This is a genomic window from Gordonia sputi NBRC 100414, assembly GCF_000248055.1.
Classification (GTDB): domain Bacteria; phylum Actinomycetota; class Actinomycetes; order Mycobacteriales; family Mycobacteriaceae; genus Gordonia; species Gordonia sputi.
In genome coordinates, this window is record NZ_BAFC01000111.1 from 1 (window position 1) to 20,647 (window position 20,647).

Annotated in this window: 20 protein-coding genes and 1 tRNA gene; 11 read left to right on the plus strand and 10 right to left on the minus strand. The window is 64.7% G+C overall.

What is annotated here, in order from left to right; all coding sequences use genetic code 11:
• From GOSPT_RS17060 to GOSPT_RS17070, 3 genes are all read right to left on the minus strand, one after another.
• Window positions 1-618 (minus strand): CPBP family intramembrane glutamic endopeptidase (locus tag GOSPT_RS17060; protein ID WP_005207696.1); only part of this gene is annotated, 618 nt, incomplete at its 3' end.
• 98 nt (window positions 619-716) lie between these two features.
• Window positions 717-789 (minus strand) — tRNA-Ala (locus tag GOSPT_RS17065).
• 496 nt (window positions 790-1,285) lie between these two features.
• A complete protein-coding gene (locus GOSPT_RS17070) occupies window positions 1,286-1,624 on the minus strand; it encodes a histone-like nucleoid-structuring protein Lsr2 (protein ID WP_005207697.1) in 339 nt (112 codons plus the stop codon).
• A gap of 1,082 nt (window positions 1,625-2,706) precedes the next feature.
• Between GOSPT_RS17070 and trhO the strand changes: the two genes are divergently transcribed.
• The 6 genes from trhO (at window position 2,707) to GOSPT_RS17105 (ending at window position 8,320) form a co-directional block, all read left to right on the plus strand.
• Window positions 2,707-3,573 (plus strand): oxygen-dependent tRNA uridine(34) hydroxylase TrhO, encoded by an 867-nt coding sequence (trhO, locus tag GOSPT_RS17080; RefSeq protein ID WP_039856480.1) that lies wholly within the window; start codon window positions 2,707-2,709, stop codon window positions 3,571-3,573.
• A complete protein-coding gene (locus tag GOSPT_RS17085) occupies window positions 3,570-4,697 on the plus strand; it encodes a CobW family GTP-binding protein (protein ID WP_005207699.1) in 1,128 nt (375 codons plus the stop codon). The genes trhO and GOSPT_RS17085 overlap by 4 nt, the downstream gene beginning before the upstream one ends.
• 188 nt (window positions 4,698-4,885) lie before the next feature.
• The gene (locus GOSPT_RS17090) at window positions 4,886-5,956 is read left to right on the plus strand and encodes an N-acetylmuramoyl-L-alanine amidase (protein ID WP_039856481.1); all 1,071 of its coding nucleotides are present in this window, start codon (window positions 4,886-4,888) and stop codon (window positions 5,954-5,956) included.
• Between the two features lie 74 nt (window positions 5,957-6,030).
• Complete coding sequence (locus GOSPT_RS17095; RefSeq protein ID WP_039856506.1) at window positions 6,031-6,969, plus strand: SDR family oxidoreductase; 939 nt, start codon at window positions 6,031-6,033, stop codon at window positions 6,967-6,969.
• Window positions 6,966-7,742 carry a fructosamine kinase family protein gene (locus tag GOSPT_RS17100; protein ID WP_005207702.1) on the plus strand — a complete coding sequence of 259 codons (777 nt, stop codon included), beginning with the start codon at window positions 6,966-6,968 and terminating at the stop codon, window positions 7,740-7,742. Before GOSPT_RS17095 ends, GOSPT_RS17100 begins: the two co-directional genes overlap by 4 nt.
• Window positions 7,739-8,320, plus strand: coding sequence for a nucleosidase (locus tag GOSPT_RS17105; RefSeq protein WP_005207703.1), 582 nt, complete (start codon window positions 7,739-7,741; stop codon window positions 8,318-8,320). Before GOSPT_RS17100 ends, GOSPT_RS17105 begins: the two co-directional genes overlap by 4 nt.
• A gap of 3 nt (window positions 8,321-8,323) precedes the next feature.
• Here the strand turns inward: GOSPT_RS17105 and GOSPT_RS17110 are convergent, their stop codons facing one another.
• From GOSPT_RS17110 to GOSPT_RS17125, 4 genes are all read right to left on the minus strand, one after another.
• Entirely contained in the window at window positions 8,324-9,430 is a 1,107-nt protein-coding gene (locus GOSPT_RS17110; protein WP_231895451.1) for a DUF6542 domain-containing protein, read from the minus strand.
• Window positions 9,431-9,464: 34 nt separating this feature from the next.
• On the minus strand, window positions 9,465-10,679 hold the full coding sequence (locus tag GOSPT_RS17115) for a DNA recombination protein RmuC (RefSeq protein ID WP_039856483.1): 1,215 nt from the start codon (window positions 10,677-10,679) through the stop codon (window positions 9,465-9,467).
• A 64-nt stretch (window positions 10,680-10,743) separates the two neighbouring features.
• Complete coding sequence (locus tag GOSPT_RS17120; RefSeq protein WP_005207706.1) at window positions 10,744-11,388, minus strand: methylated-DNA--[protein]-cysteine S-methyltransferase; 645 nt, start codon at window positions 11,386-11,388, stop codon at window positions 10,744-10,746.
• A 57-nt stretch (window positions 11,389-11,445) separates the two neighbouring features.
• A complete protein-coding gene (locus GOSPT_RS17125) occupies window positions 11,446-12,957 on the minus strand; it encodes an Ada metal-binding domain-containing protein (protein WP_005207707.1) in 1,512 nt (503 codons plus the stop codon).
• 117 nt (window positions 12,958-13,074) lie between these two features.
• Here GOSPT_RS17125 and GOSPT_RS17130 point away from each other — a divergent pair, with 117 nt between their 5' ends.
• The 3 genes from GOSPT_RS17130 to ychF all read left to right on the plus strand — a co-directional run bounded on the left by GOSPT_RS17130 (window position 13,075) and on the right by ychF (window position 15,901).
• Entirely contained in the window at window positions 13,075-13,461 is a 387-nt protein-coding gene (locus GOSPT_RS17130; RefSeq protein ID WP_231894603.1) for a hypothetical protein, read from the plus strand.
• Between the two features lie 68 nt (window positions 13,462-13,529).
• On the plus strand, window positions 13,530-14,810 hold the full coding sequence (locus GOSPT_RS17135) for an AI-2E family transporter (RefSeq protein WP_005207709.1): 1,281 nt from the start codon (window positions 13,530-13,532) through the stop codon (window positions 14,808-14,810).
• A gap of 11 nt (window positions 14,811-14,821) precedes the next feature.
• Complete coding sequence (gene ychF, locus GOSPT_RS17140; RefSeq protein WP_005207710.1) at window positions 14,822-15,901, plus strand: redox-regulated ATPase YchF; 1,080 nt, start codon at window positions 14,822-14,824, stop codon at window positions 15,899-15,901.
• Window positions 15,902-15,987: 86 nt separating this feature from the next.
• Here ychF and GOSPT_RS17145 read toward each other — a convergent pair whose 3' ends face one another.
• Complete coding sequence (locus tag GOSPT_RS17145; RefSeq protein WP_039856486.1) at window positions 15,988-16,446, minus strand: SRPBCC family protein; 459 nt, start codon at window positions 16,444-16,446, stop codon at window positions 15,988-15,990.
• 195 nt (window positions 16,447-16,641) lie between these two features.
• Window positions 16,642-18,588 carry a TerD family protein gene (locus GOSPT_RS17150; RefSeq protein ID WP_005207712.1) on the minus strand — a complete coding sequence of 649 codons (1,947 nt, stop codon included), beginning with the start codon at window positions 18,586-18,588 and terminating at the stop codon, window positions 16,642-16,644.
• Between the two features lie 108 nt (window positions 18,589-18,696).
• Between GOSPT_RS17150 and GOSPT_RS17155 the strand changes: the two genes are divergently transcribed.
• A complete protein-coding gene (locus GOSPT_RS17155; RefSeq protein ID WP_005207713.1) occupies window positions 18,697-19,200 on the plus strand; it encodes a GNAT family N-acetyltransferase in 504 nt (167 codons plus the stop codon).
• Window positions 19,197-19,841, plus strand: a complete 645-nt coding sequence (locus GOSPT_RS17160; RefSeq protein ID WP_005207714.1) for a putative immunity protein — start codon at window positions 19,197-19,199, stop codon at window positions 19,839-19,841. Before GOSPT_RS17155 ends, GOSPT_RS17160 begins: the two co-directional genes overlap by 4 nt.
• Here the strand turns inward: GOSPT_RS17160 and GOSPT_RS17165 are convergent.
• Window positions 19,742-20,647: a cation diffusion facilitator family transporter gene (locus GOSPT_RS17165; protein WP_005207715.1), complete on the minus strand. Its 906-nt coding sequence runs from the start codon at window positions 20,645-20,647 to the stop codon at window positions 19,742-19,744. The two genes, GOSPT_RS17160 and GOSPT_RS17165, sit on opposite strands and share 100 nt — an antisense overlap.

Sequence of the window (20,647 nt, forward strand, 5' to 3'; positions counted from 1 at the left end):
GCAGAAAAGAGCAAGCATCCAGCCGACGATGCCCGCCCCCATCTCCATGTAGGTCGGATTGAAGTAGAACGCCGGAAGGTGCCAGGCTATCCAAACCACTGCCACCAAGGCCGCTGCCCAGAAGACCGACATTCTGCGTGAGAGTGTTGGTAGCAGCCAACCCCGCCATCCGGCTTCCTCTCCGACGCCGAAGGTGAGAATCCACACCGCCAACACGATGGGCCAGGCGAGCTCCGGCAACTTCTCGGTGGCGCCGAACCGGTGGAGATCCGGCCACCCGCCGGTAACGATCGCGCTCACCACATATGCGATCACACCGTAGGCCACCGGCATCCCGATGGCGACGAGCCACCAGATCGGCCGGAAATTCACCGAGAACGTGCGCCGTGCCCACTGCCGCACACCGTGCATGCCGCCCTCCCACATCGCCGCGGCGATGGCACCACATGCGGGTCCGGCTGATGCGAGGAAGAACGTCCACGGCATAGAGTCGAGAGCGTCGGTCCGAGCCGTGATCAGAATCGGTAGCCAGATCAGCCACGTGACGGCGAACGACACGATCACGAACACGACGACGGCGCCACGCCTGCTCTCGGCGGGAGTCTCGCCATGTGACATAAGGCGATTCAATACCGCGAAGCCCTAGGCTGCACACCGACCACGACGCCCAAGCAGCAAAAGACCCTCTCCGATGAGGTCGGAGAGGGTCTTCTCGGTGGAGCTAAGGGGACTCGAACCCCTGACCCCCACACTGCCAGTGTGGTGCGCTACCAGCTGCGCCATAGCCCCGTATTCGTGAATGCGCGCCCGGTGAAATCCGTCCCAAGCGCAAAGGCGAAACTACACCATGCGCGTATCTGGAACCAAATTCGGTCTTCGCCCGTGGATCGCGACATGCTTATCAGCGTGGCCGCGGCGCTCCCGAACGCGCCGCTTACGTCGCGCACTGGCTGTCAGACGAACAGGTCCTCCTGACCTCACCACCGTCGACACGAAACACACGCCGATCGCCACTCGACTGACGACGCCGGAGCGTACGACGCCGAGTGGGCCGCATATGCGTCGAAATACGTCGATTCGATCCCGGGAATCGGACTCACGCCCGAAGGCTTCCGAGAGTCGTATTCGACGACGCTGCGAGCGTCGCCGCTGAGACTGCGAAATTGGTGATCGGTGTACCCGGCCCGACAAGTAGGGCGTCTACGCAGCCATCGGCTGTGTAGACGCCCAACTTGTATGTGTCCATCAATGCGGCGCGACAGTTGATGCGACGCGCCGCGCGACGTCAGTGTGCTGCTTCGAATGCCTCGAGCACATTCAACGGGATTCGACCGCGGTCGCTGACCTCAAAGCCGTTCTTGGTTGCCCATGCGCGGATTGCCTGCGTCTGCTCTTTGCTTCGGGCGCCACCTGCGTTGTGTGCTACACGCTTGGGGCTGCGTGAACCGCTCGCGCGAGAAACCGAAATGTATTTCGCGAGTCCGTCGCGGAACTGCTGGGCGTGCTTCGACGAAGTGTCGAACTCATAGCTCTTGCCGTCGAGGCTCCAGCGGACGGTCTCGTACTCGTCGAGCACTCTCCCGTCGACGTCGTCGATGACCTGGACGATTTCCTTCTTTGCCATTTTCCCCTCCGGGTTGTGCTGTGGACTTGTGGACGCAGCGGAGAGCTTGTCGCTGCGATGTACTGCTGTTCTTGTGAGTGCGGTCAGGGCCTACCCTCGTCGACGCCTGCTTCGACACTCATCGAACTTGGACTGTATATACATTCTTTATACACCGTTTCTTCGAATATTCGGAATCTGTAATCGTGGCGACGGCGTGCGCATGAGTGGTCGGGGAGGTTTAAGCGTTGAAATGCGGTTCGCGTCACTACTGAGCATTGCTGATCAAGCAATGCCTGCTTCAATTCGTCGGAGATGTAGGTGTGTCGTCGCGAGGCTGGTCGGGTCCGGTTGTCGTGGCTGTATCGGAATCCATTGCAGTCGGGTTCGAAAGAGACCCAGGAGCCTTGTCGGCAGCATTGAGCGGGGCGAAACCCTTTGTGCTGAGCGAGAATCCGGATTGCGAGTCAGATTGCAGGCAGAAGATTCCAGGGGTGTCGATCAAGCACGAGAATCTGCCGACTGAAATGGTTGTTCCGTAGTCGACGATTGCGCTGCGATACAAAACCGGATGCTCATTCTCGCAACCGCCTTGTTGCGCACGTTCGGCCGTCAGGACAACCAAATCCTCAGCCCATGCACAGGAACGCGGCGTGCGTGCCGGGCGTGGCGCAGACGACTGGCCGTCATTCGCTCGGCACGTGAGAGCGCGACGGGAAGCGTCGACGTTGATCTCTGTGGAGCAGCTGACAGCTCTGTCCGGGGTGGTGAAGTGAAATCCGGACGTCTCGATGACAGGGCCGCGCGGGGTCGTCGAACCCTGGTGATATCGCGAATTGTCGGCGCGTGGCGCGGTCGCTATCGCGCGGCCGATTGTCCCGCTCGGCAGAAACGTCGCGGTACGACTTTGCGTGGCGATCGTCGTCGATGAACTCGGATAATCCGATTCGGTCGACAAGTTGTCCTTAGGCGGTAACACGATCGACGAGGGAGTGGTGCTGGTGTTCAACCCGCACGAGGTGATCGCAACACCGAGCATCGCAGCTGCGGCGATTGCGGGAACCGCCAGAAAACGCGTGCGGCGCCGACCGTACCCTTGCACTGTGTCGACCCCCAAGATCGTGTTGTTCTATGTCTTCACGCCGCTTCCGGATCCTGAAGCGATACGCCTGTGGCAAGTAGCCGTGTGCGAATCGCTCAATCTTCGCGGAAGGATCATTGTGTCCCCGCACGGTATCAATGCCACCGTCGGCGGCGAACTGGCCAGCGTCAAACGCTACGTCAGAAGACTGCGTGAATACCCTGCATTCCGAGATGTCGACATCAAATGGTCCGAAGGCGTCGGCGACGACTTTCCGAAGTTGGTCGTTCGGGTCCGACCGGAAATCGTCACATTCGGTGCTCCCGATGAACTCGATGTCGACGCGAATGGCGTCGTCGGAGGTGGCGAACGACTCGACCCGGATGGCATCCACCGCCTCGTTGCCGAACGGGGCGACGACGTCGTCTTCTTCGACGGACGCAATCAGATCGAGGCGCAGATCGGACGCTTCGCCGGCGCGGTCGTCCCCGATGTCGAGACCACGCGTGACTTCGTACCGCTCCTCGACAGCGGCGCATTCGACCACCTCAAGGACCGTCCCGTCGTCACCTACTGCACGGGCGGTGTGCGCTGTGAAGTGCTGTCGATGCTCATGCGTAAGCGCGGCTTCTCCGAGGTCTATCAACTCGACGGCGGCATCGTCCGCTACGGCGAGCAATACGGCGACCGCGGCCTCTGGGAGGGCTCGCTGTACGTCTTCGACAAGCGGATGACCGTCGACTTCTCCGACGACGCCGCCGTGGTCGGCAGATGCAGCGAGTGCGGCCGACCGACGAGCAACGTCGACAACTATCCGGATCGGCTGGGACGCGAGCTGGCGGTGATCTGCACCGACTGCTTCGACGGTCTCGCCGACTCGCCCGCATGACCGCGGAGCCGGTGCCCGTCGTCGTTCTCGCGGGCTTTCTCGGTGCGGGCAAGACGACCGTGCTCAATCACCTGCTGCGCGCTGGCGGAGCAGGGAAGACCGCGGATGGGCGAGCAGCGGACAGGGCGCGGCTCGGCGTCCTCGTCAACGACTTCGGCGCCATCAACATCGACGCGCTGCTGGTGGCCGGTCAGGCCGACGGAGCGGTCACGCTGTCCAACGGCTGCATGTGCTGCTCGGTCGACCGCGAGGGACTCGACGCTGCGCTGGTGGCACTGGCTCGACCGGAGGCCGGCCTCGACGCGATCGTGATCGAAGCGAGTGGCATCGCGGAACCGAAGACGCTCGTCCGGCTCGTCGCAGGACTCGACGACCCGACGATGCGCTACGGCGGGCTCGTGTACGTGGTCGACGCCGCCGGCTTTGCCGACCTGCGCGTGCGGCACCCGGACGTCGACTCGCACATCGCGATCGCCGACCTCGTCGTCGTCAACAAACGTGACCTCGTCGACGCGCAGACGCTCTCGGAGCTGGTCGCAGCTGTCCGTGAATTGAATCCGTCCGCGCCCGTCGTCGCTGTGGCAGAAGGGCGGGTCGATCCGGCGTTGCTGTTCGATCGGCTGACGCGCGCCGTCGAAGACGTCACGAAGCCACGTCAGCTCACACTCGACGAATTGCTGATTCCAGACCCCGAACGTCAACAGGCCGACGTCGAGCACCCCGTGCACGCAGAAGCTCCACATTCTCATCACGAGGCGCACACGCACCTGCACGACGTCTACCAGTCCGTCGAGCTCGACACCGCCGACGCCGTCGATCCGCGACGACTCGCAGAGTTGCTGCGCGAGCCGCCAACCGGGTGCTATCGCCTCAAGGGCGTGGTCAGGTTCGATCTACCGGGGTATCCCGAGCGCTACATCGTCCACGGTGTCGGCGGTTTTGTTCGCATCACGCGCGATGGCTGGTCGGGGGAGGAGCCCCGCACCAGGATCGTCGCGATCGGATCAGGAATGGATCGTGGTGCCGCGCGGGAGGCTCTCGAAGGCGTCCTGGCGACAGCAGAAACGGTCGACGACGAGTACGGCATCCTGCACATCACTCGTCACCTGCCGGACACGCACTGATCGACGAGCGCGTCCCACCGATTGCAGGGACGTCACAGCTGCCTAACGAATTTCATCGTCCCAGGTCACCGATTTCCACATTGCGCACTCTGCTGCTTAGCTGTTAAAGCTGTGACTGTTGTGACCAGTGTTGCGTCTTGGAAGGAGTGAGGTTCGCCCGGCAGAAGCCGAGCGTGCCCGAAACCGTGATGACCCAGAAACGACACCTGCGGACCCGTGTGTCTGCTGCTGCCGCCGCGCTCGCGTTTGCGGCCACCGCAACCGTCACCGTCACGACGGGGGCGGGTACCGCGATGGCTGCGCCCACCGCGCCCGCCGCACCGTCGGCGACCGGCAACTCCCTTGCAGGCAAGACGGTGTTTCTCGATCCAGGACATCAGGGCGGCTCTGCCGGCCACAGTCTGTCGGCGCAGGTGCCCGATGGCCGCGGCGGCAAGAAGGACTGCCAGACCACCGGCGCCACCGGGGTCAACGGGGCCGCCGAGCACACCGTGAACTGGCAGATCTCGCAACTGGTGAAAGCCGGTCTGGAAAGCCAGGGTGCGCGAGTGGTGCTGAGCAGGCCCGACGACACCGGGTGGGGCGGATGCGTCGACGAACGCGCGGCCGCCGCGAGCCGGTCGGGTGCGGCGGTCGCTGTCAGCCTGCACGCCGATTCGACGACTGCGGGCGCCGACGCTGCGAAAAAGGGCTTTCACATGATCGTTCCCGCGCTTCCGCTTCCCGACGCCAAGGCGAACGCGGTGCAGGGTGGGCAGGGGCGTAAGGCGTCGGACATCATGCGCGACGCGTTCGTGAAGGCGGGCTTCCCGCCTGCGAACTACGCGGGCGTCAACAATGGCATCCAGACCAGGTCCGATATCGCCGCGGTGAATCTCACGACGGTGCCGGCTGTGTTCATCGAGATGGGCAACTTGTCGAATCCCACCGAAGCGGCAGCACTTGCGGGTCACGACGGACAATTGAAGTACGCGATGGCGATCACCAACGGAATCCTCAACTATGCGCACCCGGGCGCTGCGTCGCCTTCGGTTGACACTCTCAACAAGCCGCCGGCGACCCCGCAGTCGAGCACTCCGAGTTCCGATGGCGGTCTGTCGCTGGTGATTCCGTTCGTTCAGCAGTTGCTGAAGTCCGGTGACCCGAAAGAGATCACCCAGCTGTTGCTGTCCGAGGGGCCTGACGTGTCGGCGCAGGTACTCAACGCGATGCTCGACGTGATCTACGGGTTGTTCGACGGCAAACTGCCCATCGGGTGAGTGTGGGTACGGGCGTTCACTGATCGGCCGGTCCGCATTCGCGTCCGGTGAACCTGCCGCTACTGTTGGAAACCATGGGTATCCATGATCTCGTCATGAAGACGCCGGTGCCGTCGTTGCGCGGTCGCAAGGTGCTGATCACCGGCGCGGCGAGCGGAATCGGCCGGGCGACGGCAGAGGCGGCGGCGGCGCAGGGCGCCGAGCTGGTGTTGACCGATCTGCACGCCGAGACACTCGACGAGGTGGTCGCCGAGATAATCGCTTCCGGTGGCGTCGTGCTCTTCCACCTCGCGGGCGACGTTTCCGACTACGACTGGGTGTCGGCGTTCGCGCGCCAGGTCGACGCCGAGGTCGGCGTGATGGACGTGGTGATGAACATCGCGGGCATCTCCGTGTGGGGCACGGTTGAGAATCTGCAGCACAAGCACTGGCGGTCGATGGTCGACGTCAATCTCATGGGTCCGATTCACATCATCGAATCCTTTGTGCCACAGATGGTTCGACGCGGTGAGGGTGGTCACCTGGTGAACGTCTCGTCGGCGGCGGGGCTACTCGCGCTGCCGTGGCACGCCGCCTACAGCGCGAGCAAGTTCGGTATCCGCGGTGTCTCCGAGGTGTTGAGGTTCGACCTTCGCCGACACGGCATCGGTGTCTCGCTGGTGTGTCCGGGTGCCGTCGCCACGCCGCTCGTCAACACGGTGAGCATCGTCGGGGTCGACCGCGACGATCCGCGAGTTGCCAAGGCCATCAGTCACTTTCACCGCATCTCGGTCAGTCCGGAATCCGCTGCGGCCAAGATTCTCGCAGGTGTGCGGAAGAACAAGTTCATGGTCTACACGTCCTTCGATACCCGTTTCGGCTACTGGTGGGCGCGCAAGTTCGCGCTGCCGTACGAGATCGTCATGCGCATCGCCAACAACCGGTTCGATCACCTTGCGCGCGTTGCAGGCACGACCCTCGAGACGCGGTCGGCGCAAGAGACGCAGTCGGGGACGACAGCGGACCACGGGTGAGTAACTCCTTCGTCAAAACCGCTGCGGCGGGCGATGATCCAGACTTCTTCGCGGCCGAAGCGGCGTCGTTGCGGTGGCTGGCGGCAGGGGGAGCGCGGGTTGTCGGCGTGATCTCGGTGTCCGCGAACAACATCGAACTCGAACGACTGACCACCACACGCCCGACCGTCGCCGCAGCCGAGGATCTCGGCCGTATGCTTGCCCGCACGCACAGCGCGGGCGCGGCCCAATTCGGTTCTCCACCAGATGGTTACGACGGCAGGCAATTCATCGGCAAGCTGCCCCTGCCCACCGTCGAGCTCGACCACTGGGGTGAGTTCTACGCCTCGGCGCGCGTGCTGCCGTTCCTCGAAGCGGGAATCGCCGCGGGCAACGTCACGCAGCGTGACGCGGAGTCGACCCGACAAGCCTGCGATCTCATCGCCGCGGGAACCTTCGACGACGGTGCTCCGCCTGCGCGCCTGCACGGTGACCTATGGGGCGGAAACGTGGTGTGGACGCCAGATGGCGCGGTCCTCATTGATCCCGCTGCGCATGGCGGACACCGCGAGACCGACCTCGCGATGCTCGCGCTGTTCGGCTGCCCGCATCTCGACAACGTCGTCGATTCTTATCAGCACACGCATCCGCTCACCGACGGATGGCGGCAACGAATTCTGCTTCACCAGATGCATCCGCTCGCGGTGCATTCGGTGCGACACGGACCCGGATACGGTGTGGCGCTTGGCGATGCGGCCCGCGCGACGTTGGCGCTCGCGGAAGGCCACCGATGAATTCGACGCCGCCTGACCACGACTTCGATCCCTCGATCCTCATCGTCTCGGCCACCCGCGCCGAGGCGAAGTACGTGCCGTCCGGTGCGCGACTGCTCGTCACGGGAATCGGCAAGATGCGCGCGACGGCCGCCTTGACCCGCGCCTTGGCCGACCCCTCGGCACCGTCGACGAGGCTCGTCGTCAACATCGGCACCGCGGGAGCGCTGCACGATCATCACGCTGGGTTGTTCTTGCCGTCGGTGGTCGTCGAGCACGACATCAGCGCGACCGAACTGCGTGCCATGGGTTACCCGATCGTCGATCGGTGGGAGGTTCCCGACGGCGACGGCTCGGTGCTCGCCTCGGGCGACACCTTCGTCGCCGATCCGGTACGTCGCGCGAGTCTGGCACTACACGCAGATCTGGTGGACATGGAGGGCTGTGCCGTCACATACGTCGCGGCCGCGTTCGACGTGCGGTGCCAATTGGTCAAAGTGGTCAGCGACGGTGCCGACGAGCAGGCGATGGACTGGCCGTCGTTGGTCGACGGCGCGGCCCGGCTACTCGGTGATTGGCTTGCAGACGGAACTCTTTGACGCTCAGCGCTGATTGCGTGCGCGAGTGGTCTGGTAGACAGCGGAACCCGCCGCGCGTGTTGCCGGCTCATACCGATCGAGATCGGCGGCCGCAGTGGCGCGGACGGCCTGGCCGTCGAGTTGCTCGCCGGCAGCAGTGCGCTGCACCTGCCCAGCCGTCGCACGCGGACGAGGATCCTGTTGTGCGGGCCGGGGTGGGCGGGGGCGCGCGCCGTCGTCGGTCACTGGACGTTCGCGGGCGGGGCGTTCGCGGTGATCGTCGCGCGCCGGGCGTTCACGCCCCGCACTCCGCTCGCCCTGGCTTCGGCTGCCTTGGTTTCGCTCGCCCGGCTCGCCGGAGGTGCGGCGTCGAGGACGGGGGTCATCGGTCGACGTTGCCTGTGGGGGCGCCTTGCGCGTGCGTGGCGTCGCATCGGACTCCGGTCGAGCAGCCTTCGCCCGACGCCGAGCGGTACCCGGTTGTTGTCCTTGGTCCGACTTCGCTGCGCCACTTTGCGGCGAACGCTTGGTCTTCGAGTCCCCGGCTCGCGCGCGTGCAGCCTCAGACGTGCGCGACGTCGAATCCTTTGGGGTGGAATCCTTTGGGGTCGGATTCTTTGGGGTCGGATTCTTGAACGTGTGCTCGGTACCCGCGCCGCGTGATCGACGTTTCGGTGCGGGTGAATCGGTAAGTGTTTGGCCGCGCGTGATGTACCAGCGTCCGACACCGAGTGCCAGCGTCACGAGGAAGGTGAACAGGATCCACGGGAAGTCGTTGGCGATCGGAAGCAGCACCTTGAAAATCAGGCTCTTGAGGCCCGACGCTTCGTCGGCGTTGAGGCCGTACAGGGTGATGACACCCACACCAAACGCGATCAGCGGCGGCTGTGCGACGGCGGTGAACAATGCCCGCCTGCGGACAGCGAGAACAGCGACGACGCAGCCGACGAGGTAGAAGAAGTTGAAGACCGACCCCAGCGCCTCGCTCTGATTGGCGTCGATGATCGCACCAACAGCGGTGAAGGCCGCGGCCACCAGAACGGCGCCCCACCAGGGGATACCCCTGACGTTGGGCAGTACCGACTGTTGGTCGACGGGCACCGCGGAGCGGCTTCGCTGCGGGAAAGGCACTCCTAGACGGTACCGGGTGATCCCCGGATTTCCCTTAACCAGTGCTCGATGTTGCGCGCGCGTCTGGTTCGTCGGGTATTCGGTTCGGGTTGTCGGACTCTGATACGGACATTCCGGGAGTGGGGCGCACACCGACATCGACGGGGCTGGGTCGATCCGGTTCGGAGGAGATTCCGAGCGATTCGAGCGACGCGAGTTTGCGAGCTGTGACTCCGACGCGGCTGTCGACGGCGCCGAGCGTCGAGTTGAACGATTCGACCGCCCGACGTAGTGAAGCGCCCGTTTTGTCGAGGTGATTCAGGACCGATCCGAGGCGGTGGTGGAGCTCGACGCCGAGCTCTCGGATCGTCGCGGCGTCGGCGGCGAGGGCGTCGTGGCGCCACCCGAGAGCGACTGTGCGCAGTAATGCGACGAGGCTGGTCGGGGTCGTCACCACGACGTTCCGCCCGAACCCGTATTCGATGAGTCCGGGATCAACGCGCACCGCGGCGTCGAGGATGGTGTCTCCGGGTACGAACAACACGACCATCTCCGGAGTGTTGGCGAACGCGGTCCAGTACGACTTCGCCGCCAACTGCGTCACGTGTGCCCTGACCGCGCGCGCGTGGTCGGCCAGGAGCGCTGCCCGCTTGTCCGGATCGGTGCAGTCCGCGGCGGAGAGGTACGCGTGCAGCGGAACCTTCGCGTCGACGACGATGTCGCGGTTGCCCGCCAGGTGGATCACCATGTCCGGTCGAACCTGCCCGGCGATGTCGGACTCGGCCGACACCTGCGTGCTGAAGTCGCAATGCTCGCTCATGCCTGCCAGCTCTACGACCCGTTCGAGCTGCAGCTCGCCCCAGCGGCCCCTGATATGCGGTGTGTGCAGCGCGTTGGCCAGCGCGCGGGTCTCGTTCGACAGCTGCTGAGAGGCGGTGTGCATACCGCGTACCTGCTCGGCGAGCCCCGAATACGCGCTGATCCGGTTGTGCTCGACCCTGCGCAGTTCTTCCGACAACTGACCCAGCACCCCGCGCAGTGGCTCGACGATGTGGTTGACCTGGCTGCCGATGGCAGTCGACTGTCTGCGTGCGGCGTCTTCGCTTGCCGCCGTCAGTGATCGCGCTGCGAGCTCCTGGGAGCTGCGCAGCGCGTCGGCCTCCGTACGTGCGGCCGACACCGCCGCGGCAGAGCGTGATGCGTTGGCCAGCCAACCCAGCACGGCACCGAGCAACAGACCCACGAAGAGAGCGATAGCGACGGACAACATGACAGTGATCGTGCCGTCCGGTACCGACAATTTTCCGTCAGCGCAGTTCAGGGGGCCATTGAGGTCAGAACGTCGGGGTACCGCCGTCCTCGTAGGTGAGCAGCCACTGCTTGAGCGGCTTGCCGTAGCGAAATCCCGCGACCGTGCCGTCCTGGCGGAGCACGCGGTGGCACGGAACGAACAGCGTGGCCGCGTTTCTCGCGCAGGCCGTGGCGGTCGCCCGAATCGCCGTCGGGTGTCCGGTCGCCTCGGCCAGCTGGACGAACGTCGTGGGACTGCCCGGCGCGACGGCGCGCAGCGACCCCCAGACCTTCTCCACATAGGGCCCCGAACGTTGCCGGACCGCCACCGCGTCGATCGCGTCGAGTTGGCCGGCGTAGTAGGCGTCGACCGCGTCGCGCACGTCGGTGAGTTCCTCAGACCACCGAGACGACGCCGGTCGGAGTGCCCGGTGGATCGACGGCAAGAGCGACGCGGCGTCGTCGGTCCAGCCCGAGGCCAGCACCGCGCCTGCGTCGTCGACAACAAAGGTGAAGGGGCCCGTCGGCGTCGCGACGGTCGCGTGGGCCGCTGACGATTCAACCGCGTCGGACTCAACCGCGTCGGACTCAACCGCCTCGGACTCAACCGCTGACGGCTCTGCGTTGGTGGTATCGGGGTCGGTCGATGGCTCGGTGGGTTCGGTGGGGACGGCGTCGAGTGTTGTCATGGTTGCCTCCTGGCGCGTGTCGGTGCGGTCCGGTGCGCGGACACGCCGGTTCGGCGGTCAGGCGACCGTGCCGAGCTGCGGCCCGAGCCGATGGCGCCACAGATGCATCGATGCGTAGGAGCGCCACGGTGCCCATCCCTGAGTGGCGGTGAGGTCGACGCCGAGATCGTTCGCGGCATGCCGCACCACGAGGTCGTGGTGGAGCAGGGTGTCGGGGTCGCCGGTGACGACCATCGTCACGTAGTCGGCGGTCCAGGCCCCGACCCCGCGCAGAGTCAGAAGACGAGCACGCAACTCAGACGCAGCGACCCCCTGGTGAAGTTCCATCGAGTTTTCGGCGATCGCCGACGCCGCGGCGACGATGGCGTCGACGCGTGTACGCGGACCCCGCAGCACCGACCCACCGTTGTCGGCGATCGCCGTCGCGGTGGGGAACGCCCGTGCGGGACCGTCGCTCCACCCGGTGTCCGTCCCGAGAGCCGAGACCAATGCCCCGACGTGATGGCGTGCCGCGCGGACGCTGATCTGCTGGCCCATCATCGTGCGGATCAGAGCCTCCGTCGGGTCCGGCGATCCGGGTAACCGAATGCCGGGGCCTGCGTCGATCAGGGGTGCAAGGCGTGGATCGCGCCGCAGGACGTCTTCTGCGGCAGCGGCGTCGGCGTCAAGGTCGAGGAGGCGGCGTACACGCGACACTGCCGTGCCGAGGTCTCGGGTGTCGACGTGCGAGAGGTCGACTCGCAGGTAGCCACCGCGCCGGTCACGCCCCGATCCCAGCGAGATCCGGGCAAGGGCATGTCCGTGCGGGAGCGTGAGGACGCGCGAGAACGTCCAGTCGCCCGCGGGATCGCCGATGAACTCTTCCATCGAGTCGACGGCGTGTGCACCCAAGAGCGTCGCGGGCCAGGAGGCGTCGAAGGGTTCGCGGTAGGGGAGGCGCAGTGAGATCGCACCGTCCTCGGCGTGAGTTCCCGCATCCGCGCTGTTAGTGCGGAGCGCGCGCAGCCGCGTCGGCGTCAGGCCGAAGATCTCGCGGATCGTGTCGTTGAATTGCCGCACACTGGAGAATCCCGCGGCGAATGCGACGTCGGACATGGGCATCGTCGTGCGCTGGATGAGTATGCGTGCACTGGTCGCACGCCGTGCGCGGGCCAACGCGAGGGGGCCTGCGCCGAGTTCGTCGGTCAGCACTCGAGTGAGATGGCGAGGAGAGTAGCCGAGTGCCGCGGCGAGTCCGTCGACGCCGTTGCGTTCCACCACGCCGTCGGAGATGAGCCGCATCGCTCGCGCACCGAGGTCGGCGTTGGCATTCCACCTCGGTGAGCCCGGCACGGCGTCGGGTGCGCAGCGTCGGCACGCGCGGAATCCACGCGTCTGGGCTGCGGCGGCGGTCGGGACGAACGAGATGTTGGCGGGTAGTGGTGTCCGGGCGGGACACGACGGGCGGCAGTAGATGCCGGTCGTGTGCACGGTGACAAAGAACTGGCCGTCGAATCGTCGATCTCGAGCCGACAACGCCCGGTAGCAGGCATCGAAGTCGAGGCCAGGGGCCATCGGCGGGGTGGTCATAATTCAACTCTGACACGGCGCGCAGGACTGTTCTGGCGGAAATCGGCCATCGCTGAGGCCGTGAGGGAAACCGGAAAAACGTGACGTAGATTACATCTGGGTGGCACCATGTTACGCATGAGTACACACTTTGGCGGTTTTCGACATCGAGGTCGCAACCGTGAACTCCCGCTCGTGGAGTATCCCGAGTGGGGTCTGGACATTCTGCGCGGACTGTACGGATCCGAGACCGTCGACAGCATTCTCGCCGAGCAGCAGCTATCCGGACCGAGTGCAGGCGTCGACGACCTCGCTCACCTCGACAACACGTCGTCGACACGCGGGGTGGGACCGGACGGCCGCGTCGAGCCTGCCGGTGATGCTTCGGTGAAGGCAACTCCGCAACGTAGCGCCGCGGACGACGACGCGCCGATCCCCCCGGAGATCTTGACCCCCATGCTTGCCGAGATCGAGGCGATCAACGCGATGCTGCGCTGGCTCAAGCGAACTTTCGCGCGCCACTGAAGCGACGATCCGAGTCATGCGAGCGATCGCTTTTCGCATGACCCGGTTGCTCATGTGAGGATCATCGCGTGACCGCTTCGTCCGAGAACGTCCCTGCCACGTCCGACTCTGAACCCGCCGAGACCGCACCCGCCACTTCCGCCACCGACTCCGCAGTGGCTGCCGACAAGAAACACCCGACCCGGATGTCGGTGATCCGGGAAGGCCTCCGCGAGTCTGCGATCGTCGCGCTGCAGGCTGTGCTCGTCGTGGCTGCGGTCTGGGTATTGCTGTGGGTCGTCGGCAAGTTGTGGGTCGTCCTCCTGCCGGTGCTGCTCGCGATCATCATCTGCACAGTGCTCTGGCCACCCGTCGCATTGATGCGCCGAAAAGGTGTTCCGCCTGCCGCCGCGGCTTTGGTGATGATGCTGGTCGCGATCGGCGTCGTCGCTGCGGTGATCGCTCTGATCGTCCCGTCGGTGGTCGCGCAGGCGCCCGAGTTGGCCAACCGCGCCACCGACGGTTTGCAGCGACTGCAGCGGTGGGTGCAGGGCCCGCCGCTCAACGTTCGGGACGAGCAGATCGACAACGCCGTCCACGCGATCGTCAGCAAGCTCCAATCGAGTTCGGCCACCATCGCGTCGGGTGTGTTCAGTGGGGTCGGGACGGCCACCTCGGTGCTCGTCACTCTGTTCACCATGATCGTCCTGGTCTTCTTCTTCTTGAAAGACGGACCCAAGTTCACCCCGTGGATCGACCGCACAATCGGGCACCCGTCGGCAACGCACATCAGTGAGGTGCTGCGTCGCATGTGGGGCACCCTCGGCGGCTTCATCCGCACGCAGGCCATCGTGAGCCTGGTGGATGCGACATTCATCGGCATCGGTCTGTTCATACTGAAAGTGCCGCTTGCCGGAGTGCTTGTGGTGATCACGTTCATGGGTGGCTTCATCCCCATCGTCGGTGCGTTCGTGGCGGGCGCGCTCGCCGTGTTGATCGCACTCGTGTCGAACGGTCTGACCACTGCACTCATCGTTCTCGCGATCATCATCGCCGTGCAGCAACTCGAGGGGAACGTGCTGCAGCCGTGGTTGCAGGCCAAGTCGATGAACCTGCACGCGGTCATCGTGCTGCTCGCGGTTACCCTCGGCGGTTCGATCTTCGGCATCACCGGAGCGTTCCTCGCGGTGCCTGCCGCTGCCACATTCACCGTCGTCCTGCGCTACCTCAACGAACGAATAGCCGAGCGAGCGGGGGAGACGCTGCCGCCGCAGGGCGCCCCGGTGACCGAGAACGTCGGAGTGCCCGACGACAAGGAGCCACCCGACGCCGGTGGTGGCGACGCAAACGACGCCGACGCGTCACCGTAGACTGGACACCCGTGAGTCTCACCCTCGGCATCGTCGGACTTCCCAACGTCGGCAAGTCCACCCTTTTCAATGCGCTGACCCGTAACGACGTCCTCGCGGCGAACTATCCGTTCGCCACCATCGAGCCCAACGTCGGCGTGGTGGAGTTGCCCGACAAGCGACTCGACCGCCTCGCCGAGATCTTCGGCAGCGAACGCATCCTGCCCGCAACAGTGTCGTTCGTCGACATCGCGGGCATCGTCAAGGGCGCCTCCGAGGGCGAGGGCATGGGCAACCAGTTCCTGGCCAACATCCGCGAGGCGGACGCCATCTGTCAGGTCGTCCGCGTCTTCGCCGACGACGACGTCGTGCACGTCGACGGCCGCGTCGATCCCTTCGCCGACATCGAGGTCATCGAGACCGAGCTGATCCTCGCCGACATGCAGACACTCGAGAAGGCCGTTCCGCGGCTCGAGAAGGAAGCGCGTAAGAACAAGGACCAGGCCGAGGTGCTCGACGCCGCGAAGAAGGCCCAGGAGATCCTCGACTCCGGCAAAACCCTGTTCTCGCAGCAGGATTCGTTTGATCTGTCGTCGGTGCGTGAACTGCACCTGATGACTGCCAAGCCGTTCCTCTATGTGTTCAACGCCGACGAGTCGATCCTCACCGACGACGCCCGCAAGGCCGAACTCAAGGCCGCCGTCGCACCTGCCGACGCGGTGTTCCTCGACGCCAAGGTCGAGAGCGAGCTACTCGAACTCGACGAGGCCGACGCCCAGGAACTGCTCGACTCTATCGGGCAGGACGAGCCGGGCCTGCGCTCCCTCGCGCGGGCCGGATTCCACACGCTCGGCCTGCAGACCTATCTGACCGCGGGGCCAAAAGAGTCGCGCGCGTGGACAATTCACCAGGGCGACACCGCACCCAAGGCTGCAGGCGTCATCCACACGGACTTCGAAAAGGGCTTCATCAAGGCCGAGATCGTCTCGTTCGACGACCTCGACGCCGCCGGCTCGATGCAGGCCGCCAAGGCCGCTGGCAAGGTGCGTATGGAGGGCAAGGACTATGTCATGCACGACGGGGATGTCGTGGAGTTCCGGTTTAACGTGTGACGGCTCTCGGTAGCGTGACGGAGTGTGCCTCTTGCCGCGGTTCCGTACGGCTCTACGCGTGAGTAACGCCGACGGTTGGAGTCTCGTCAGCTGTGGTCCGCAGCCCAGGCGTCGACACACGACGGTAGTTTGGCAAAGTTGCGGTTCAGCAGCCACTGAAACAGGGCCGAGTTCAATGCGTCGGCGAGGCGTCCGAGGGCACCGCCGAACGGGGGATCGCCGTAGATTCGAAGCGTGTAGCGGGTCCCGCCCGAAACTGCTTCGAGGGTGTCGCGCGTAGTGACGGGCACGCGTGCCTCGGTGAGTTTGAACTCCATCCCATTTGGAGGGTCGAGATGGGTGAAGGTGCCGGTCCATTCGTCGGTGATGCCAAAGGTGCGATTCACGCCGTGCCAGAGGTCACCGAGCTCGTAGGGTGGCTGCTTTGCTGAGGTTGCCGAGACGACCCCGGGAATGATCGTGTACAGATTCTCGGGCCGGCTGATGTAGTCCCAGACGATGGTCACGGGATGTGAGATGACAACCGAACTTGTGACGTCAGGCATATGGAGAACGTAGGGCGATTCGGGCGGATTGGGCAGGATTCGGGGCGACAGTGCGACGGCATCGACCGCGACGTGGTGGAGTTTCGATTCAACGTGCGACGGCTCTGGGTAGCATGACGGAGTGTGGCTGCCTACTGCAAGCGAGGCAGTGTCACATGTTCTAACCTCGCCCAACGCAGTGCTCGCTATCGCGCATCAGACGAGTTCGGACCACTCCGTCACCAGTTCGATGTGTTTGCCGTTCGTACCGATGTCCCGCCAATTGGCGTAGTCGCCGAACGGTAGATGCTCCTGGGCCTGATCGGTGACCGTGGTGTACCAATCGCCTTGTGCGCTGCCTGTAGCGCAGACGTTGATCGCGGCCAGATACTTGCGTCCGATCGTGAAGCGGACAACCGCCAGGTACTCGTGCACGCGTGAGTCGCGCTTCCAGCGGACCGGGCTCCACGCGGTTGCGATCGCGAATGTCCTGGCGCGCGCTGCTAGATCAGGCCAAGACATCACCTCGTCAATCGATCCCCAATTACCGGTTGAGGTTGTCTCCCACTGATTCCCACGTCGGACTGCAACGTAGTGATAGCGGCCATTGCCCTTCTCGAACTTGACGACTGATCCGTCCGGTGGCTCGACCGGTGGTGTTGCGAAGGTGGCGGTTATCGGCGGTAGCGGAACGAGTAAGGAATGCATCGGTGTCAGGTCGTAACGGGTGGAGTCGGGAAGTTCGGGACAGAGTGGAGGGATGGTCACCGGTGGTCCGTCGAGGACGGCTGACGTTGCCTCGTTCGCCTTGATCCCATCGACACGTACCTCAGCAGCGACTGCCGAGCCTTTGATATCGCCCCAGGCCGCGGTAGTCAGACCGCGCGCCGCAAGGTGCTGGATCATCGGGAGAAACCGCTGGCTCATCTGCGGCGTCAGCTGTCCTACTCGTTGATCGTCTATGCGAACTTCAACATGCGGCTTTGCCCTGCTGGCCGTGGGTTGGCACTCGACGAGGGTGACAAACAAGAGGCCATGCCCACTCGTCGGCACATGGTGACGCAGCACATCGAAGTGCTCGGCTTCCTTCGTGACCTGGACTATCGCTGACCTCGGAAGGAGCGTATAAGGCCCTGCCGGTGGGCTATTGAGCGGAATAGCAAGGTGCGGTTCGCCTAGTGCGATGTACACGGAAGGACGGAACTCAGGTCCATCCCAGCCGTCGTACTCGCTAGCCCAGATCTTGGCGGAGGTCGTCGGAACGAATCCTGAAGCGACGATACGTCTGATCGGGGCAGCCCACTGGGGCGCTGCCGCCGGATCGAGATACCCGATAGTTCTTTCCTGTGCTCGAATCGAGATAGACCAATTTCCCTGCGGTCCAGTAGGTTCGGGAATCAGTTGTACTTCGGTTGTGAGTTCTTGGCGACCAGATCCGAAGGCTGATGGGAAAAGGCTACGGATTGCCGGTAGGTACAGGTCTTCGACCGTGATCTCGTGATCGCACCACGTGCTGGCCTCGGTCCATAGTCGGTAGGGCGAGCCGAGGGGGATTTCTTGGGATAGCGTGCCGGCGCCAGAAGGATGATGAGCGCTACCGGCCGCACTGTTGTCCGGCGCCGATTCGTTCGTATCGTCAATAGCGACGCCAAAATCTGTCGCCAGTCCGGCCAGGCCGGAATTCCATCCTTGTCCGATCGCTCGGACCTTCCAGTGGTCACCGCGGCGATAGATCTCACCGAACACCAACGCTGTCTCAGTTGAAGCATCGTCCGTTGCGTACCGAGCCAACGAATGGCCCGACGTGTCGACGATGTCGATTGTCACTTCGCTGAGGGCCCCAAAATGGCCGCTCGATAGGCTTCCCGCGAGAGCGATGGACTGCACGTCGGCGCGTACGCGCTGGAGGTCTATCGTGATCCGTGCCCGACTGCCTTGCGCAACAGCCTCGGTGCCGTGGAATTGCACCGAGTTGTCGGGTGACTGCGGCTGATTGTAAAAGATGAAATCGGCGTCTGACCCGACTTTGCCATCGGCTTCGAGTAATAGCGCCGACACATCGACCTCGAACTGCGTCGTACCCCAGCTGACTACGACATCGATGCGCTTTGCCTCGTCGGGCAGCAGTGCATTCTGTCCTTTGGACAGCATCGGAGCAGTCACCACTCCACCTTCCACGGATCATCGCAACGACATTCGTCGCATCGTAGGCCATGCCGCAGCGTCCAGGATTAACGTGTAGCACTTGCGTCGTCGCGCCGCGTACGTTCATTGCATGCCCATAGCTGTGCACGACAGGCGTTTTCGCGCGGGCATCGGGGCCGCTTCGTGATTGTGCGGACCGCGGTCCCGGACGACTATCCGCGTCTCGTCGAAGTCTGGCGTAGTGCGGTCGATGCAACGCATCACTTTCTACGTCCAGCAGACCGGGACGATATCGAGCAGCACCTGGCGGCCGACTTCTTTCCGCACGTGCGGCTGGTCGTCGCAGAAGTCGACGGTCGGATCGTCGGCTTCGCGGGCACTGCGGGGGACAACCTCGAGATGCTGTTCGTCGCCGCTGCTCACCGGGGAACCGGTGTCGGCAGCGTGCTTCTCGCGCACGCCGTCGACGACTACGGAATCAGTCGTGTGGATGTCAACGAGGACAACGTCGACGCCGTCGCGTTTTACCGTCGCCGTGGTTTCGTGGAGGTCGAGCGAAGCGCGCTCGACGACCAGGGCAGGCCATACCCGATACTTCGGATGGTCCGAGTCGCCTCAGGAGACCTGTGACATCGATTCAAACGCTCACCGAAACCGATCGACGGCTGGTGGCGCGGTGGGCGGTCGCATGTGCCGAGCGGGTTCTCCCACTTCTCGAGGCCGACGACCCTGCGCGCACCGACATCGACGACGCCCTTGCGCGAACGCGCGCCTACAGCGCAGGACACGGGACCAGCGGAGAGGAGATCAGCAAGCGGATGATCGCCGTCAAGGCGGCGGGAGCAGCGAGCACGCCGGCCGGAGCCGCCGCGGCGAGGTCCGTTGCGCAGGCGTCGGCGGTGGCACACATGGGTGCCCACGCACTCGGGGCCGCCGCGTACGCGGTGAAGGCGGTCGGACTTGCGAATCCCGGCGATCCGCACGCAGTGGATGCCGAGATCCGTTGGCAGATTACGGAGTTGACGGAGGAGGAGCGGTCGGTGTTACGTCGACTTCCATCGCTCGGCTCCGATTCGTCAGGTCCTCTCGGGCCTGGGCTGCTGTGCCGCGGCGTCCTCGGTACGACGATCCGCGCCATCCAGGCGCAGACGGGATGCGCAGACCCTCCGGGTCAGTCCTCCATGAGTGAGCGGTCGGTGGACAGTTCCACCGTCGCCCACACCTCATGTTCGGTGGAGGCGAGTCTGTCGACGATGAAGCGGCGAACCTGATCTTCCTCTTCGACTCGCCAGACGCCGGGCGCCACAAGGTAATCGACCTCCACGTAGAGCCGCCGCCCGAGTCGTGTGGCGCGAATGACAGGGTCAGCGAGGTCGAAGTGCTCTGTGGCCTCGTCGGCGGCCCGCTCGATGATCGCGCTCAGTTCGTCGGGAGGAGCGGCCTCCATCAGTTCGCGAATGGCCTGTCGTGCGAGCTTGACCGCCATCGGGGCGATGGCTGCCGAAGCGATCAGGACCAGCGTCGGATCGACGTAGGCGGCCGCCGATGCGGCGCCGTGATGTCGGAGTGCGAGGGCGATACCACCGCCGATCGCGACCATGACGCTCATCAGGGTGCCGGCGCGCCAGCCGACGAGCTCAGCTCGGACCAACTGCGACGACCGTGCCGGGCGAGTCAGCAGCACGACGACGAGCAGCGACAGAACGGCCGAGACGACACCGTAGAGGGCCACCGATCCGGGATCGGCGTCGGAGCCGCCCGCGATGATCACCGACACGGCGTCGGCGACGCCATAGGTGAGAGTCGCGATGAGCGCCGTGCCCTGCAGCGCGACCGCGAGCGCCGTCGCACCGTGTCTGCCGAACGGGAACTCGACGCTCGGCGGTGAGGCCGCGGCGTGCGCGGCCACCATCGACGTCCCGACGAGCGCGATTCCCGCGAGCATGTAGATGCCGTCGAACAACACCACACTCGAGCCGCTGATCACGCCCCAGATCACCGCTCCGCCGCCGAGCACCGCGGTGGCCACGAGGCTCGTCTTCAGCGCTGTGCTCTCGCTCGCAACTCCGTCGGACAC